The organism is Streptomyces sp. APSN-46.1 (assembly GCF_022815725.1).
Classification (GTDB): domain Bacteria; phylum Actinomycetota; class Actinomycetes; order Streptomycetales; family Streptomycetaceae; genus Streptomyces.
Map to the genome: position 1 here is coordinate 102,649 of NZ_JALGRF010000014.1, position 15,373 is coordinate 118,021.

The 15,373-nt window shown below is 72.1% G+C and carries 14 protein-coding genes and 1 riboswitch; of the genes, 11 read left to right on the forward strand and 3 right to left on the reverse strand.

The annotated features are described in order from the left end of the window. Positions 1-48: 48 nt before the first annotated feature. Entirely contained in the window at positions 49-1,269 is a 1,221-nt protein-coding gene (locus MTF65_RS27275; RefSeq protein WP_243631628.1) for an MFS transporter, read from the reverse strand. Positions 1,270-1,324: 55 nt separating this feature from the next. Here MTF65_RS27275 and MTF65_RS27280 point away from each other — a divergent pair, with 55 nt between their 5' ends. Continuing rightward, positions 1,325-2,506: an ROK family transcriptional regulator gene (locus MTF65_RS27280; protein WP_243631629.1), complete on the forward strand. Its 1,182-nt coding sequence runs from the start codon at positions 1,325-1,327 to the stop codon at positions 2,504-2,506. A 152-nt stretch (positions 2,507-2,658) separates the two neighbouring features. Here the strand turns inward: MTF65_RS27280 and MTF65_RS27285 are convergent, their stop codons facing one another. After that, a complete protein-coding gene (locus MTF65_RS27285) occupies positions 2,659-3,429 on the reverse strand; it encodes an SDR family oxidoreductase (protein WP_243631630.1) in 771 nt (256 codons plus the stop codon). Between the two features lie 183 nt (positions 3,430-3,612). Then, the gene (locus tag MTF65_RS27290) at positions 3,613-5,946 is read right to left on the reverse strand and encodes a chitinase C-terminal domain-containing protein (RefSeq protein ID WP_243631631.1); all 2,334 of its coding nucleotides are present in this window, start codon (positions 5,944-5,946) and stop codon (positions 3,613-3,615) included. Between the two features lie 267 nt (positions 5,947-6,213). Next, positions 6,214-6,344, forward strand: a riboswitch (FMN riboswitch). A 150-nt stretch (positions 6,345-6,494) separates the two neighbouring features. Between MTF65_RS27290 and ribD the strand changes: the two genes are divergently transcribed. The 10 genes from ribD to MTF65_RS27340 all read left to right on the forward strand — a co-directional run bounded on the left by ribD (position 6,495) and on the right by MTF65_RS27340 (position 15,181). Then, positions 6,495-7,655, forward strand: a complete 1,161-nt coding sequence (gene ribD, locus MTF65_RS27295; RefSeq protein WP_243631632.1) for a bifunctional diaminohydroxyphosphoribosylaminopyrimidine deaminase/5-amino-6-(5-phosphoribosylamino)uracil reductase RibD — start codon at positions 6,495-6,497, stop codon at positions 7,653-7,655. Beyond that, on the forward strand, positions 7,656-8,273 hold the full coding sequence (locus MTF65_RS27300) for a riboflavin synthase (protein ID WP_243631633.1): 618 nt from the start codon (positions 7,656-7,658) through the stop codon (positions 8,271-8,273). Next, positions 8,270-8,923 (forward strand): nicotinamide mononucleotide transporter family protein, encoded by a 654-nt coding sequence (locus MTF65_RS27305; protein ID WP_243631634.1) that lies wholly within the window; start codon positions 8,270-8,272, stop codon positions 8,921-8,923. Before MTF65_RS27300 ends, MTF65_RS27305 begins: the two co-directional genes overlap by 4 nt. Further along, positions 8,920-10,221: a bifunctional 3,4-dihydroxy-2-butanone-4-phosphate synthase/GTP cyclohydrolase II gene (locus tag MTF65_RS27310; RefSeq protein ID WP_243631635.1), complete on the forward strand. Its 1,302-nt coding sequence runs from the start codon at positions 8,920-8,922 to the stop codon at positions 10,219-10,221. Before MTF65_RS27305 ends, MTF65_RS27310 begins: the two co-directional genes overlap by 4 nt. Positions 10,222-10,279: 58 nt before the next feature. Beyond that, positions 10,280-10,765: a 6,7-dimethyl-8-ribityllumazine synthase gene (gene ribH / locus MTF65_RS27315; protein ID WP_007262951.1), complete on the forward strand. Its 486-nt coding sequence runs from the start codon at positions 10,280-10,282 to the stop codon at positions 10,763-10,765. Positions 10,766-10,800: 35 nt separating this feature from the next. After that, complete coding sequence (locus tag MTF65_RS27320; RefSeq protein WP_243631636.1) at positions 10,801-11,082, forward strand: phosphoribosyl-ATP diphosphatase; 282 nt, start codon at positions 10,801-10,803, stop codon at positions 11,080-11,082. Between the two features lie 57 nt (positions 11,083-11,139). Further along, positions 11,140-11,988 (forward strand): ATP phosphoribosyltransferase, encoded by an 849-nt coding sequence (gene hisG / locus MTF65_RS27325; protein WP_243631637.1) that lies wholly within the window; start codon positions 11,140-11,142, stop codon positions 11,986-11,988. Between the two features lie 83 nt (positions 11,989-12,071). Then, complete coding sequence (locus MTF65_RS27330; RefSeq protein ID WP_243631638.1) at positions 12,072-12,536, forward strand: PH domain-containing protein; 465 nt, start codon at positions 12,072-12,074, stop codon at positions 12,534-12,536. A 201-nt stretch (positions 12,537-12,737) separates the two neighbouring features. Further along, on the forward strand, positions 12,738-14,141 hold the full coding sequence (locus tag MTF65_RS27335) for a hemolysin family protein (RefSeq protein ID WP_243631639.1): 1,404 nt from the start codon (positions 12,738-12,740) through the stop codon (positions 14,139-14,141). Next, positions 14,138-15,181: a hemolysin family protein gene (locus MTF65_RS27340; RefSeq protein ID WP_243631640.1), complete on the forward strand. Its 1,044-nt coding sequence runs from the start codon at positions 14,138-14,140 to the stop codon at positions 15,179-15,181. Before MTF65_RS27335 ends, MTF65_RS27340 begins: the two co-directional genes overlap by 4 nt. The last annotated feature ends 192 nt before the right edge of the window (positions 15,182-15,373 follow it).

The window sequence follows — 15,373 nt, forward strand, 5'->3', positions numbered from 1 at the left end:
CGAGAGGTCAAGGTCGAGCATCCTGACCGCGGGGCGGCCAGTCGTATGTTACGGCTGGATACGGGCGGGTTCGTCCCGGTCGGCCGCGGGGGAAACGTCCACGGCCGGCTTCTGCCGCAGTACGACGGCCCCCGCCACCAGCGCGAACGCCAGCAGGGTGACCAGCCCGAAGGAGACCACGAGCGAGGTCGCGTCCGCCACCGCGCCGATCGCCGACGGGGCGATCAGGCCCGAGGTGTACGTGATCGTCGCGACCCCGGCGATGGCCTGCGCCGGGGCTGGCCCGCTGCGCGCCGCCGCGGCGAAGGCCAGCGGGACCACCACCGCGATGCCGAGCCCGATCAGCGCGAACCCGGCCATGGCCGCGGCCGGATGACCCGCCGTCACCACGAACAGCCCGCCCGCCGTGGCCAGTACCCCGCCCGCCCGGACCGTGCGCACCGCGCCGAACCGGTCCACCACGCGGTCCCCGGCGAGCCGCGCCAGGGCCATGGTCAGCGCGAACGCGGTGGTGGAGGCGGCGGCGACGCCCGCGTCCGAGTCCAGTACGTCGCGCAGGTAGACCGCCGACCAGTCCAGGCTCGCGCCCTCCGCGAACACCGCCGCGAACCCGATCGCGCCGATGAGGAGGGCCGACTTCGGGGGCAGCGCGAAGTGCGGCGGAGCCTGCGCCCCCGCTTCGCTGCGCAGGTCCAGTACCCCCCGTACGGCGATCAGCCCGGCGGCGGTCAGCACGAGCGCCGCGATCAGGTGGTGCGCCCGCGCGTCCGCCCCGGAGTGCGCGGCGACCGTACCGGCGGCCGAACCGAGCAGCGCGCCCACGCTCCACATGCCGTGCAGCGAGGACATGATCGAACGGCCGAGGCGGTTCTCGGTCTCCACGCCGAGGGCGTTCATGGCCACGTCCGCCATTCCGGCGGTGGCCCCGTAGACGAGCAGCGCGAGGCAGAGCGTCGCCAGGTTCGGGGCCAGGCTCGGCAGGATCAGGGACAGGGTCCACAGCGCCAGCAGCATGCGCAGCGCGGTGCGGGCGCCGAAGACGTGGTTGACCCGCCCGGCCAGCGGCATCGCCAGCGCCGCGCCCAGGGCGGGAAAGGCGAGGGCGAGCCCCAGCGTGCCCGCGCTGAGCTGCGCGTGCTCCTGGATCCACGGGATGCGGGTGGCGAAGGAGCCGGTCACCGCGCCGTGGGCGCAGAAGACGGCGGCGATGGCGCATCGGGCACGGCGCAGCCGCGCCGGGCTGAGGGTGCTGTCGGTGTCCCCGGTCATGACAAGTAAACTATCAGGGACCCTGCCTGATAGTTAATGTCGGAAACTCCCTAAGATGAGCGCCGTGACTCCTGCCAAGGCCCTGACCCCCGCTGCCTCGCCCGCTCCGTCGCCCGCTTCCTCCAGCACGGCCCGGGCCATCAACGACCGGCTCGCCCTGCGGCTCCTCCAGGAGGAGGGGCCGCTCACGGCCACTCAGCTCAAGACGCTGACGGGACTCTCCCGCCCCTCCGTCGCCGACCTCGTCGAGCGGCTGACCGAGGCCGGGCTGATCGAGGTCGTGGGGGAGTCCGGCGCGCAGCGGCGCGGGCCCAACGCCCGGCTGTACGGGATCGTCGCGGGCCGCGCCTACCTCGCCGCACTGGACGTACGCACGGACAGCGCGACGGCGGTGATCGCGGACCTCCTCGGGCGGCCACTGGCCCAGGCGGCACTCCCCGTGGACGCGGTGGAGGAGGCGGTGGACCGGCTGGAGGCGCTCGCCCGCGAGGCCGGCGCGGACCGGCTGCACACGGTCGTCGTCGGAGCCCCGGGCATGGTGGCCCCCGTCAGCGGCGAACTCGGCGACACCAGCGGGCTGCCGGCCTGGCACCGGGACCTGGTGTCCGCCCTGCGGCGGCGGCTGCCGGCCGCGGTGGTGGTGGAGAACGAGACCAACCTGGCGGCGCTGGCCGAGCAGCGCGTGGGGGCGGCGCGGAACGTGGCCTCGTTCGTGCTGCTGTGGCTGGGCGCGGGGGTCGGGGCCGCGGTGGTCCTGGACGGCCGACTCCGCCGGGGGGCCTCCGGAGGGGCGGGCGAGATCGGCTTCCTCCCGGTGCCGGGCACGGGCGGCCTGCCCTCCGCCACGAACTGCGCGGGCGGCTTCCACGCGCTGGTCAGCCGGGACGCGGTGGCCGCGCTGGCGGCGGAGCACGGGTACCGCGGACCGGTGGAGGAGGCCGTCGCGGGCGCCGCCGGGGAGCCTTTCCTGGACGCGCTCGCGGAGCGGCTCGCCCTCGGGGCGGCGGCCGTGGCGGCCGTTCTGGACCCGGGGTGCGTGGTCCTGGCGGGCGAGCTCGGCCGCGCGGGCGGCGCCGGCCTGGCCGACCGGGTCGCCCGTCGGGTGACCACCCTGACCCCGGTCGCCACCGCGGTCCTCGCCACCACCCTCGGCGACCCGGCGGTCCTCACCGGGGCCCGCCTCGCCGCCCGCGACGCGGCGCAAGCCGTACTGTTCGGTCCGCCCGGCCCGGCGTGAAGCGGGCGGGGCGGACCGGGACGGCAGGTCCCGAGACCGCTCCTCGAACGAGGCCGCTCCTCGACGAGGCCCGGCTGCTCGGACGAGGCCCGGTTGCTCGGACGACCCGCCTACGCGGACGCGGCCCGGCCGACAAGACGGCGCCCGGCTGTTCAGGCGCGGCCCGGCCGCCCCCGCTCCGCCAGGAAATCGGCGAAGGTCCGCTTCCCCACGGCGTGCCCCGGCGTCAGGTGCCCGCCCCGTACGAAGCCCCCGTACGCCTTCCCGGCCAGCGGCACCGCGACGACCCGCCGGCGGCGTCCGGTCGCCGCCAGGTACGCCCGGCCCAGCTCCACCAGCGTACGGATCTCCGGGCCGCCCATGTCCGGGACCCGGCCCGCCGGGACCGGGGTCGCCAGCTCCGCCAGCCGGTCCGCGACCTCCTCGACGGCGATGGGCTGCACCCGCACCCCCTTGGGCAACAGCACCGGCAGGGGAGCCGGGACCTTCGCCATCGCGTCCACCACCATCGCCACCAGGTCGTGGAACTGGGTCGTCCGCAGGATCGTCACACCCGGGCCGGACCCCTCCAGCAGCCGCTCCACCGTGTACTTCATCCTGTAGTAGCCGAGCGGCACCAGATCCACGCCGACGATCGAGATGTAGACGATGTTCGTCACGGTCCCGGCCCGCCGGGCCGCCTCGATCAGGTGCCCGGTGGCCACGTCGTCGCCCTTGCCCGCCCGCCGCGTGTCGCTCGCGCAGTGCACGACGACCTCCGCGCCCGCCATCGCCGCGTCCAGCCCGCTGCCGTCCCGCAGATCCACCGGGTAGTCCTTCGCGTGCCGGCTCAGGACGCGGACCTCGTGGCCCGCGTCCCGCAGCCGTGTGACGACCAGTGTTCCGAGGGTCCCGGTGCCTCCGGTGACGAGGATGGTGCTCATGGTGTCCGTTCCTTCCCTAGAGGTGCGCTCACCAGCTCGGACCGGACAGCCCTCAGACCATTCTCGAACTCGACGACCAGCACCGCCAGCCCGCCGAACACCAGCGCCGGCGCCCCGTCGAAGTGAGCCCGTGAACGCACGAGGACCCGGTGGCCGCCGGGCCACCGGGTCCTCATCGTCCTGTCAGCAGGCGCCCTGGTCCTTCCAGACGCCCCACTCGCCGGTGGTGCCGGGCTCCTCGTTCTGCGTCCACCACTGGGCCTTCCAGTTGTGGCCCTCGTGCGAGACGAGGTTCCCGCTGTTGTAGACGGTGCCCGCCACGTACGCCGGGTTGGTGCACGTCCCGCCCGGAGGCGTGGTCGGGGGAGTGGTCGGCGGGGTGGTCGGCGGCTGCGTGCCGCCGGGCTCCGTCACCGTGGTGCCGCGCGCCAGGTCCCCGGCGAGGGCATAGGTGGTGCCGGAGATGTTCACCGTCCAGTTGGAGGGTGTGGAGACCGGCAGGTAGTAGTTGAACGCCAGGTCCACCGAGGCGCCCGGGGCCAGCGTCTGCCAGGCCGGCAGCTTCAGGGAGACCCGCTGGAAGTCGCCCTTCAGGCCGCCGACGTTGGCGCCGGTGTGGCCGGCGCTGATCACCTTCGTACCGAAGCCGGACTGGTCCGAGGCGTTGTCGGGGGCCGAGGTCCCGTAGTCGAACTGGAACTCGGTGCCGCCGGGCAGCGTGGCCTTCGTATTGTTGGTGATCTTGAGCTTCGGGGTGATCGGGTAGTTGGAGTCGCCCAGCTTGAACTCGGTGAACTCCGTCTTGATGTCCACGGCCTGGGTGGGCAGCGCGGCGTCGGACTTCTTCGCGCCGTACGGCGGAGCCGCCTTGAACTTCTCGTACATCGTCGTGGTGAGCGTGTCGCCCGCCTCGTACTGGCCCTTGGCGGAGTTGTAGGCGTAGTCGCCCGCCAGCTCCCAGACCATCGTGCCGCCGATGCCCTTGTTCACCACGTAGTCGGCCTTGGCGCTCACCGACTGCTCGTCCTCCGTCGAGAGGAAGACCTTCTTCTGCGCGTTCCACAGCCACGGCGCCACCAGCGTGGAGTCGTACTTGCGGGCGTACGTACCGGTCAGAGTGGTGTTCGCCGGGAACCCGTACCGGGTGACGTAGTCGCCGACGACGCCCTTCTCCAGGTTCTTGGCGTGCCACATCGGGTTGGAGCCCGCCGGGGACTCGACCCCGTTGGTGTCCTTGTCGTGCCACAGGTTGTCGATGCCGACCGCGCCGTCGCCGCACTTGGTCAGGCCCGCGCCGGCCGGGCAGGTGGTCGCGGGAGCCTTGCCCCACAGGCCGTCCGTGCCGCCCTGCACGTTCTTGAAGCCGCGGGTGTAGTACGGCAGGCCGATGTTGATGCGGCCGCCGGGCATGGAGCCGCGGAAGTAGTGGTACGCCCAGTCCGTGTTGAGGTAGCCGATGCCGCCGTACTGGGAGGTGGAGTAGACGCCGGCGGCCGCGAGTTCGGCGTCCTTGCCGTCGTCGAAGAGCGAGGCGTTCGGGCCGACGTACTCGTTCCAGGCGCCGTGCAGGTCGTAGGACATGATGTTGACGTAGTCCAGGTACTTCTGCATCTGGAACGTCTCCATGCCCCGCAGCAGGTAGCCGGAGGAGGGGGCGGCGACGGAGAGCAGGTAGTGCTTGCCGTCGGCGGCGCCCGCGCGGTCGAGCTTCTCGCGCAGCGACTTCATCAGGGCGGCGTAGCCCTGGACCAGGCCGGCGCGGCGGGCGTTGGACAGCTGCCAGTCCAGCGGGTTGCCCGCGTCCTTCATGGTGGTCGGGTACTCGTAGTCGATGTCGACGCCGTTGAAGCCGTACGTGCGGATGAACTCGACCGAGGAGTCCGCGAAGGTGTCGATGCCGGCCTGGTTGACCGAGCCGTCGGCGTTGGTGGCCATCGAGTAGAAGCCGCCGGAGGCGACGCGGTTGCCGTCGTCACCGAAGTAGCCGCCGGTCTCGGCCCAGCCGCCCACCGAGATCAGGGTCTTCACATTCGGGTACTGCTTCTTGAATTTGGTCAGCTGGTTGAAGTGGCCCTTGTAGGGGAGCGCGGGGTCCATCTCGGCGCCCGCGACACCCGGCCAGGTCATCCCGGTGGCCGCGTTGTTCGCGTTGTCCGCGCCGACCGAGATCCTGTTGTCGGCGCCGACGTGCGCGAAGGCGTAGTTCAGGTGGGTGACCTTGGACCACGGGATGTTGTTGGCGAGGTAGGCGGGCGTACCGTCCTTGCCGGTGCGCCAGCCGGTGAAGTAGCCGATGACGCGGCGCTGGTGGTCCGCGCCCATCTTCTCGCGGCCCTCCGAGTCGTAGACCGAGCAGTACGGGACGTCCACACCGGCCGTTCTGTACAGACCGTCGGGGCGACAGTTCTCGTTGTCGGCGGCGTGGGAGACGCCCGCCGAGAGCCCGCCCACCAGCAGTCCGGCGATTGCGGCGCCGGATGCCAGGAGCATCGCTCTCGTACGTGTGGGGGACAGCATTGTGCCTCCTGGGGAGGGGAGGATGGCAGGACACAACATGCGGACAGGTGACGCTTGTTGGCCCGTGACGTGCGCACATCTGACGGGCTGTCTCCCGGGGAGGGTGAAGGGAACGTTAAGAGGACTAGACCAGCCAGTCAATAGGTCTGGACCAAAGCCCGCCGACTTGACAAGATCGCCCCGGAATCCCCCGTTGTGAGTCAGGCCACAGCGCATCGCTCGCATGGCCGCCGATCGCCCGTGGCACACTGGCCCTAGTACCAGTAGCAGCGCACTCCGGGGTCGGTGTAATTCCGAACCGGCGGTTATAGTCCGCGACCCGTCCGCAGCCAGCGGCCGGTTGACCAGGTGAAATTCCTGGACCGACGGTTAAAGTCCGGATGGGAGGCAGTGCGCGGCGGGCCAGTCACCGGTACGCCGCCGTCGGCGGTTCATCGGCGTATCCCTCGGGAGACGCCCGATCGGGCCGCGTTGTCCGGCCTCGGCGTCCCCGTGTGTGATGTCCCGCTTCACTGTCGTATCCCGACAGGCCCCGGAGTCCGTGCCCGATGAGGCAGGAGGACCCGGTGGCGACACACGCCGCGCACGCAGCACCCGACACCCACGCCACCGCCATGCGCCGAGCCATCGAGCTCGCGGCCCGCGGACTCGGCTCCACCAGCCCCAACCCCGTCGTCGGCTGCGTCATCACCGACGCCGCCGGCGCCATCGTGGGCGAGGGCTGGCACCAGCGGGCCGGCGGCCCGCACGCCGAGGTCCACGCCCTGCGCGCGGCAGGGGACGCGGCCCGCGGCGGCACCGCCTACGTCACCCTGGAACCCTGCAACCACACCGGCCGTACGGGCCCCTGCGCCCGCGCCCTCATCGAGGCCGGCGTCACCCGCGTGGTCTACGCCGTCTCCGACCCGAACCCGCAGGCCACCGGCGGCGGCGGCACCCTGCGCGCCGCCGGGATCGCGGCCGAGGGCGGGTTCCTGGAGGCCGAGGCCGAAGCGGGCAACATCGCCTGGCTGACCTCCGTGCGCCTGGGCCGCCCCCACGTGACGTGGAAGTACGCCGCCACCCTCGACGGCCGCAGCGCCGCCGCCGACGGCAGTAGCCGCTGGATCACCTCCCCCGAGTCCCGCGCCGACGTCCACCGGCTGCGCGCCGAGGCCGACGCCGTCCTCGTCGGCGGCGGCACCCTGCGCGCCGACGACCCGCACCTGGCCGTACGCGGCGTCGAAGGTGCCACCCAGCCGCTGCGCATCGCGCTGGACACGCGCGCCGGCCTGCCGCCGACCGCCCGCGTCCTGGACGACGCCGCGCCCACCCTGCTCGTCGTCGGCGAGACCGCCGACGCCCGGCACCTGCCGGGCGTCGACCTGCTCCGGCTGCCCCTGCACGACGGCCGCATCGCCGTGCATGACCTCCTCTCCCGGCTGTACGAGCGCGGGGTGCGCTCCGTGTTCCTGGAGGGCGGCCCCACCCTCGCGGGCGCCTTCCTCGAAGCCGGGGCCGTCGACCGCGTCATCGGCTACCTCGCACCGGCACTCCTCGGCGCGGGCCCCGCGGCCCTCGCCGACGCCGGCATCACGAACATCGCCCACGCCGTGCGCCTCGACATCACCGAGGCCGTCCGCGTCGGCACCGATCTCCGCATCACCGCAGTCCCCATCACCGCTGTACCCGCCACCGCCGTCCCCACCACCGCCCCCAAGGAGCACTGAGTGTTCACCGGAATCGTCGAAGAACTGGGCGAGGTCACCGCCGTCGAGCAGCTCGCTGAGGCCTCCCGCTTCCGCCTGCGCGGCCCCGTCGTCACCGACGGCGCCAAGCACGGCGACTCCATCGCCGTCAACGGCGTGTGCCTGACCGTCGTGGAGACCGCCGACGGCGAGTTCACGGCCGACGTCATGCAGGAGACCCTGAACCGCTCCAGCCTCGGCGCCCTCCACCAGGGCTCCCGGGTCAACCTGGAACGCCCGATGGCCCTCGGCGGACGGCTCGGCGGCCACCTGGTCCAGGGACACGTGGACGGCACCGGCGAGATCCTCTCCCGTACCCCCTCGGAACACTGGGAGATCGTCAAGGTCGCGCTCCCGTCGCACCTGTCGCGGTACGTCGTCGAGAAGGGCTCCATCACCGTCGACGGCGTCAGCCTCACCGTGGTCGAGGCGGCGGCCGACTACTTCACCATCAGCCTCATCCCCACCACCCTCGCGCTGACCACGCTCGGCCTCAAGCAGCCCGGCGAACCGGTCAACCTGGAGGTGGACGTCCTCGCGAAGTACGTCGAGCGCCTGCTGGCCGCCGGCGTGAACCCCCTGAAGGAGACGGACCGGTGAGTGCCCTGTCCTGGCTCAACACGGAGGCCTTCACGGTCTTCGGCCAGAAGGTCATCTGGTCCGACATGATCGGCAACCTGATGGGCCTGGCCGCCCTCGCCCTCGGCTGGCGCCGCTCCATATGGACCTGGCCCGCCCAGCTCGTCTCCGGCCTCATCCTCATCGCCGCCTACGCCTCCGCCCACCTCTCCGGCGGCGTCGGCAAGCAGCTCCTGGTCATCGGCGTGGCCGTCTGGGGCTGGCGCGCCTGGGCCCGGGGCAGGCAGCAGGCCCAGGACGGCTCCATCGCCGTACGCACCGCCACCTGGACGGAACGCGGGCTGCTCCTGGCCGGCGCGGCCGTCGGCACCCTCGCGGTCGGCGGGCTGTTCACCCTCTACCCCGACCTGTCCTGGAGCCCGTGGGCCGACGCCTACATCTTCGTCGGCACGATCGTCGCGATGGTCGCCCAGGCCCGCGGCCTCGTCGAGTTCTGGTTCGCCTGGCTCCTCGTCGACCTGGTCGGCGTCCCCCTCGCCTTCAACGGCGGACTGGCCTTCTCCGGCCTCGTGTACGTCGTCTACTTCGCGCTCGTCCTGTGGGGCGCATACGACTGGTACCAGCGCTCGCGCACCACCCCCGCCACGGCCCTCGAAGGAGCAACGGCATGACCATCCTCAAGCCCGTGCCCGACGTGCCCGACACCGCCGCCGAGGACACCTTCCGCCTCGACCCGGTCGAGCAGGCCATCCGCGACATCGCGGCCGGCCGCCCGGTCGTCGTCGTCGACGACGAGGACCGCGAGAACGAGGGCGACCTCGTCATCGCGGCCGAGAAGGCCACCCCCGAGATCATCGCGTTCATGATGAGCGAGTGCCGCGGCCTGATCTGCGCCCCCATGGAGGGCCCCGAGCTGGAGCGGCTCGAACTCCCCCAGATGGTCCAGAACAACACCGAGTCGATGAAGACCGCCTTCACCGTCTCCGTCGACGCGAGCGCCGCCCACGGCGTCAGCACCGGCATCTCCGCCGCCGACCGCGCCACCACGCTGCGGCTGCTCGCCGACGGGGCCTCCCAGCCCTCCGACTTCGTCCGCCCCGGCCACATCTTCCCGCTGCGCGCCAAGGCCGGCGGCGTCCTGGTCCGCAACGGCCACACCGAGGCCGCCGTCGATCTCGCCCGCCTCGCCGGCCTGCGCCCGGCGGGCGCCATCGTGGAGATCGCCGGCGAGGACGGCGTCATGCTGCGCCTGCCCGAGCTGATCCCGTTCGCCCGCAAGCACGGCCTGACGATCATCTCCATCGAGGACCTGATCGCCTACCGCCGCTCCAGCGAGCCGACCGTGCGCCGCGAGGCCGAGGTCAGCCTGCCGACCGCCCACGGCGCCTTCACGGCGTACGGGTACCGCTCCACGGTCGACGGGGTCGAGCACATCGCCCTCGTCCACGGCGAGATCGGCGACGGCGCGGACGTCCTGGTCCGCATGCACTCCGAATGCCTGACCGGCGACATCTTCCACTCCCTGCGCTGCGACTGCGGCCCCCAGCTGCACGCCTCCATGGCCCGCATCAAGGCCGAGGGCCGCGGCGTGGTCGTCTACCTGCGCGGCCACGAGGGCCGAGGCATCGGACTGCTGTCCAAAATGCGCGCGTACGAACTCCAGGAGCGCGGCCGCGACACGCTGGACGCCAACCTGGAGCTGGGCCTGCCCGCCGACGCCCGCGACTACGGCGCCGGCGCGCAGATCCTCACCGACCTCGGCGTGCACAGCGTCCGGCTGCTGACCAACAACCCCGAGAAGTCCGCGGCCCTGATCCGCCACGGCATCGCGGTCGCCGGCCGGGAGCCGATGCCGGTCGAGGCGGGCGAGCACAATCTGCGGTACCTGCGCACGAAGCGGGACCGGATGGGCCACGACCTGCCCTGGCTGGACGCGGCCGCGACCACATCAGCCTGTGGCAACCAGTAAGACCAGACCGAGCACCACAAACGACCAAGACACACGTAACACACCGAGGAGCAGAGTTGTGAGCGGCAAGGGCGCACCCGAACTGAGCGTGAAGAACTGCGGCGACCTCCGGGTCGCCGTGATCGCGGCCCAGTGGCACGAGAAGGTCATGGACGGGCTGGTCGACGGAGCCCTGCGGGCCCTGCACGAGCTCGGCATCGACGAGCCCACCCTGCTGCGCGTCCCCGGCAGCTTCGAGCTGCCCGTGGTGGCGAAGGTACTCGCCGGTCGCGGTTACGATGCCATCGTCGCCCTCGGTGTGGTCATCCGCGGCGGCACCCCGCACTTCGACTACGTCTGCCAGGGCGTCACCCAGGGCCTGGTACAGGTGTCGATCGACACCGGAGTCCCCGTCGGCTTCGGTGTCCTGACCTGCGACAACGACGAGCAGGCGCTGGACCGCGCCGGGCTTGAGGGGTCGAACGAGGACAAGGGGCACGAAGCGGTCACCGCCGCCGTCTCCACCGCCATGACCCTGCGGACCGTCAGCGAACCCTGGCGCTGAGTGGCGACGGGCTACCCCGTATTCTGAGGACCATCATGGCGAACAAACCCTCCAAGAGCTTCGAAGAGCTCTTCACCGAGCTCCAGCTCAAGGCCGCCGACGGCGACCCCAGCACCTCCCGCACCGCCGAACTCGTCCACAAGGGCGTCCATGCCATCGGCAAGAAGGTCGTCGAGGAGGCCGCCGAGGTCTGGATGGCCGCCGAGTACGAGAGCAAGGACGCCGCCGCCGAGGAGATCTCCCAGCTGCTCTACCACGTCCAGGTGATGATGGTGGCGCGCGGGATCTCCCTCGACGACGTCTACGCGCACCTCTGAGCCCAGGCACGCACACCCCGCCCGTCATCACGTAACCCACGCACCAAAGGAAGCCCCATGCTGCGCATCGCCGTCCCCAACAAGGGTTCACTCTCCGGACCGGCGTCGGCGATGCTCCATGAGGCCGGTTACCGGATGCGCAAGGAGTCCAAGGAGCTCGTGGTCGTCGACCCCGAGAACGAGGTGGAGTTCTTCTACCTCCGCCCCAAGGACATCGCGATCTACGTCTCCTCGGGCAAGCTCGACATCGGCATCACCGGCCGCGACCTGCTGCTCGACTCCGGCGCCAGCGCCGAGGAGATCCTGCCGCTGAACTTCGGCCGCTCCACCTTCCGCTACGCGACCATCCCCGGCACCGCGAAGGGCCCCGAGGACTTCCACGGGATGACCATCGCGACCTCGTACGAGGGAATCGTCGCCAAGCACCTCGCCGAGAAGGGGATCGACGCCTCCGTCGTCCACCTCGACGGCGCGGTCGAGACCGCCATCCAGCTCGGCGTCGCCCAGATCATCGCCGACGTCGTCGAGACCGGCACCAGCCTGCGCAACGCCGGCCTGGAGGTCATCGGCGAGCCGATCCTCACCTCCGAGGCCGTCGTCATCCGGGGCAACGGCGCCGAAGCCGAGCACCCCCAGGTCCAGCAGTTCCTGCGCCGCCTCCAGGGCGTCCTGGTGGCCCGCAGCTACGTGATGATGGACTACGACTGCCGCGCCGAGCACCTGGAGCGCGCGGTCGCCCTCACCCCGGGCCTGGAGTCGCCGACCATCTCCCCTCTGCACAACGAGGGCTGGGTCGCCGTCCGCGCGATGGTCCCCGCCAAGGAGGCCCAGCGGATCATGGACGACCTGTACGAGCTCGGCGCGCGCGCGATCCTCACCACCTCGATCCACGCCTGCCGCCTCTGAGCGGTCTCGGGGACCGCTTGGGCCCCGCCCTGTCGGGGCAGCACGCCCCCTGACCCGTACGCCACCTCCAGAAGGCACGCACCATGGCCGAGTCCGCCGCCCAGCCCGCACCGCCCGCCCTGCCGGTCACCTTCCGGCCGACCCGCACCCGGGCGGTCCTGCTGGGCGTCGGCTCCGCCATGTTCGCCACCATCACGGCGATCGCCCTGCTCCTGGAGAACCTCAGCCCGGGCGAGCGGATCAGCTTCATCTTCACCGCCGTCCTGCTGACCTCCGTACTCGTCCTGCTCAGCCGCCCCAAGGTGGTCGCGGACGAGACCGGGATCACCGTCGTCAACCTGACGACCACCCGCCGCCTGGAGTGGGCGCAGATCCTGCGGGTCAATCTCCGCCCCGGCGACCCGTGGGTCTTCCTCGACCTCAGCGACGGCACCAGCCTGCCCGTCCTCGGCATCCAGCCGGGAGTGGCCAAGGCCCAGGCGATCGGCGACGCCCGCGCCCTGCGCGCCCTCGCCGAATCCCGGGGAACCGGGTCGAACGACCACTGAGCCCGCCCCACCCTCGTCGCTGCGTCCCATTGCGGCCGCGATCTCAATGACTACCCTGGTGGCGGGACGCAGCCGTGCGCCCTCCCACCGGCCCCGGGCCCCGTGGCCCCGTGGGTACCTGCTACTTGAGGAGTGACTCCTTCCAGCAATGGACGGATCGTCCGGTTATACCCGCGCCGCCCTCCCCACGGAGGCGGCGGCATGATCATCCCGCTACTCCTGCTCCTGGCGGCCTTCGCCCTGATCCTGGCCAACGGTTTCTTCGTGGCAGCCGAATTCGGCCTCGTCACCGTCGAGAGACCCGAGGCCGAACGCGCCGCAGCCGACGGTGACCGCCGTGCCCGTACGGTGGTCAAGGCCCTGCGGGAGCTGTCCTTCCAGCTCTCCGGCACCCAGCTCGGCATCACCATCACCTCCCTCGTGGTCGGCATGCTCGCCGAACCGGCCCTCGCCGGACTGCTGTCCGTGCCGCTCGCCGCGACCGGTCTCCCCCGGGGAGCCGTCTCCGGCGCGGCCGTCGTCATCGGCATGCTGCTCGCCTCCGCCCTCCAGATGGTCGTCGGGGAACTCGTCCCGAAGAACTGGGCTGTCTCCCGGCCGCTCCAGGTCGCCCGCTTCGTGGCCGGCCCGCAGAACGCCTTCTCCCGCGCCTTCCGCCCGGTCATCGCCGGCCTCAACGCCGTCGCCAACCGGCTCGTACGGGCGCTCGGCGTGGAGCCGACCGACGAGATGGCCTCCGCACGCACCCCCGGCGAACTGGTCTCCCTGGTCCGCCATTCGGCCCAGGCCGGCGCCCTGGAACAGGACACCGCCGACCTCTTCGTCCGGACCCTCTCGCTGGGCGAGCTCACGGCCCAGCACGTCATGACCCCCCGGGTGAAGGTCAGCGCCCTCCAGCACACGGCCACCGCGGCCGACGTGCTCAACCTGACCCGGGCCACCGGCCTGTCCCGCTTCCCCGTCTACCGCGACCGCATCGACGAGGTCACCGGCGTCGTCCACCTCAAGGACGCCCTCGCCGTGCCCGAGTCCGAGCGCGGCCGCACCACCGTGGCGCGGATCTGCGTCGCCCCGCTGCTGGTGCCCGGCTCCCTGCCGGTGCAGCCGCTGCTGGAGCGGCTGCGCAGCGAACAGCCGATGGCCGTGGTCGTCGACGAATACGGCGGCACCGCCGGCGTGGTCACCCTGGAGGACATCGTGGAGGAACTCGTCGGCGAGGTCCGCGACGAGCACGACCTCGCGGAGGACGACAGCCCCGAGCTGGCCGCCGTACCCGCCGAGGACGGCCGTCCCTCCTGGGAGGCCGACGGCAGCTGCCGCGTCCAGACCCTGCGCCGGATAGGCCTTGAGGTGCCCGAAGGCCCCTACGAGACGGTCGCCGGCCTCGTCGCCGACCTGCTCGGCCGGATCCCCGCCCCCGGGGACCGCGCCGAACTGCCCGGCTGGAAGCTGTCCGTCCGCCAGGTCGGCCGCTACCGCGCCGAACGGGTCCGGCTGGTCCGTACGGCGGCCGCCGACGCGGTGCCCGGCGACACGGTGCCCGCCGACGTCCTGCGCGCCGCCGCCGTGCCCGCGCCCGCCCAGCTGGAAGCGGTGGGCCGGTGAACGCCCTCCAGCTCCTCTTCGCCCTGCTCCTGGTCCTGGCCAACGGTTTCTTCGTCGGCGCCGAGTTCGCCCTCGTCTCCGTCCGCCGCAGCCAGATCGAGCCCCTCGCGGCCGGCTCCACGCGGGCCCGCCAGGTGCTGTACGGCCTGGAGAACCTGCCCCGGATGATGGCCGCCGCCCAGTTCGGCATCACCGTCTGCTCACTCACCCTGGGAGCCGTCGCCGAACCCACCGTGGCCCAGCTGCTGGAACCCGTCTTCCACGCCGTCCACGTGCCCGAGGGCCTGATCCACCCCCTCGGCTACGCCTTCGCGCTCGCCGCCGTGGTCTTCCTGCACCTGGTCATCGGCGAGATGGTCCCGAAGAACCTCGCCATGGCCGCCCCCGAGAAGACCGCCCTGTGGTTCAGCCCCGGCCTGGTCGCCTTCGCCCGTGTCTGCGGGCCGATCACGACCGCGCTCGGCGCCTGCGCCACCCTGGTGCTCCGCCTCTTCAAGGTCGAGCCCAAGGACGAGGTCGAGGCCGTCTACACCAGCGCCCAGCTCGGCCGGCTGCTCAAGGACTCCCGGCAGGCCGGGCTCCTGGAGCCGGTCGAGCAGGAGCGCCTGGAGGACGCCCTGGAACTGGGCAGCCGCCCGGTCACCGACGTCCTCCTCGCCCGGGACCGGCTGGTCACGGTCGGCCCCTCGGCCACCCCGCGCCAGATCGAGCAGCTCACCGTCCGCACCGGGTACTCCCGCTTCCCCGTCCGCTCCGACGGCGGCGCCTTCATGGGCTACCTGCACGTGAAGGACGTCCTGGACCTGGAGGACCGGGAGCGGGCCGTGCCCCAGCGGGTCTGGCGCCGCATGACCACCCTGTGCGCGACGCTCCCGCTGGACGACGCGCTGAGCGTCATGCGCCGGGACGCCACCCACCTGGCCCAGGTCGCCGACCCGGCTGGCCGGATCCTCGGCCTGGTGGCCATGGAGGACGTCCTGGAAATGCTGGTGGGCGAGGTCCGCGACCCCGCGCACCGCGTAACGGTGGGCCGCGTGTAGCCTGTCTGCGACGCCGCTGCCGGGGCTCCGCCCCGGACCCCGCGCCTCAAACGCCGGCGAGGCTGGATTGCCCTGCGGGCAATCCAGCCCGCCGAGCCCAGAGTTGCGCTTCGCGCACTTCGAAGCCTACGTCGGCCAAATCCAGCCCCGCCGGCGTTTGAGGCGCGGGTCCGGGCAGAGCCCGGGAGCCCC

Excerpts from the sequence above, each read along its gene's own strand:
- MTF65_RS27335 (WP_243631639.1), top strand. The coding sequence starts at position 12,738 with ATGATCATCCCGCTACTCCTGCTCCTGGCGGCCTTCGCCCTGATCCTG.
- MTF65_RS27285 (WP_243631630.1), bottom strand. The coding sequence starts at position 3,429 with ATGAGCACCATCCTCGTCACCGGAGGCACCGGGACCCTCGGAACACTG.
- MTF65_RS27320 (WP_243631636.1), top strand. The coding sequence starts at position 10,801 with ATGGCGAACAAACCCTCCAAGAGCTTCGAAGAGCTCTTCACCGAGCTC.
- MTF65_RS27290 (WP_243631631.1), bottom strand. The coding sequence starts at position 5,946 with ATGCTGTCCCCCACACGTACGAGAGCGATGCTCCTGGCATCCGGCGCC.
- ribD (WP_243631632.1), top strand. The coding sequence starts at position 6,495 with ATGAGGCAGGAGGACCCGGTGGCGACACACGCCGCGCACGCAGCACCC.
- MTF65_RS27310 (WP_243631635.1), top strand. The coding sequence starts at position 8,920 with ATGACCATCCTCAAGCCCGTGCCCGACGTGCCCGACACCGCCGCCGAG.
- MTF65_RS27330 (WP_243631638.1), top strand. The coding sequence starts at position 12,072 with ATGGCCGAGTCCGCCGCCCAGCCCGCACCGCCCGCCCTGCCGGTCACC.
- hisG (WP_243631637.1), top strand. The coding sequence starts at position 11,140 with ATGCTGCGCATCGCCGTCCCCAACAAGGGTTCACTCTCCGGACCGGCG.
- MTF65_RS27280 (WP_243631629.1), top strand. The coding sequence starts at position 1,325 with ATGAGCGCCGTGACTCCTGCCAAGGCCCTGACCCCCGCTGCCTCGCCC.
- MTF65_RS27275 (WP_243631628.1), bottom strand. The coding sequence starts at position 1,269 with ATGACCGGGGACACCGACAGCACCCTCAGCCCGGCGCGGCTGCGCCGT.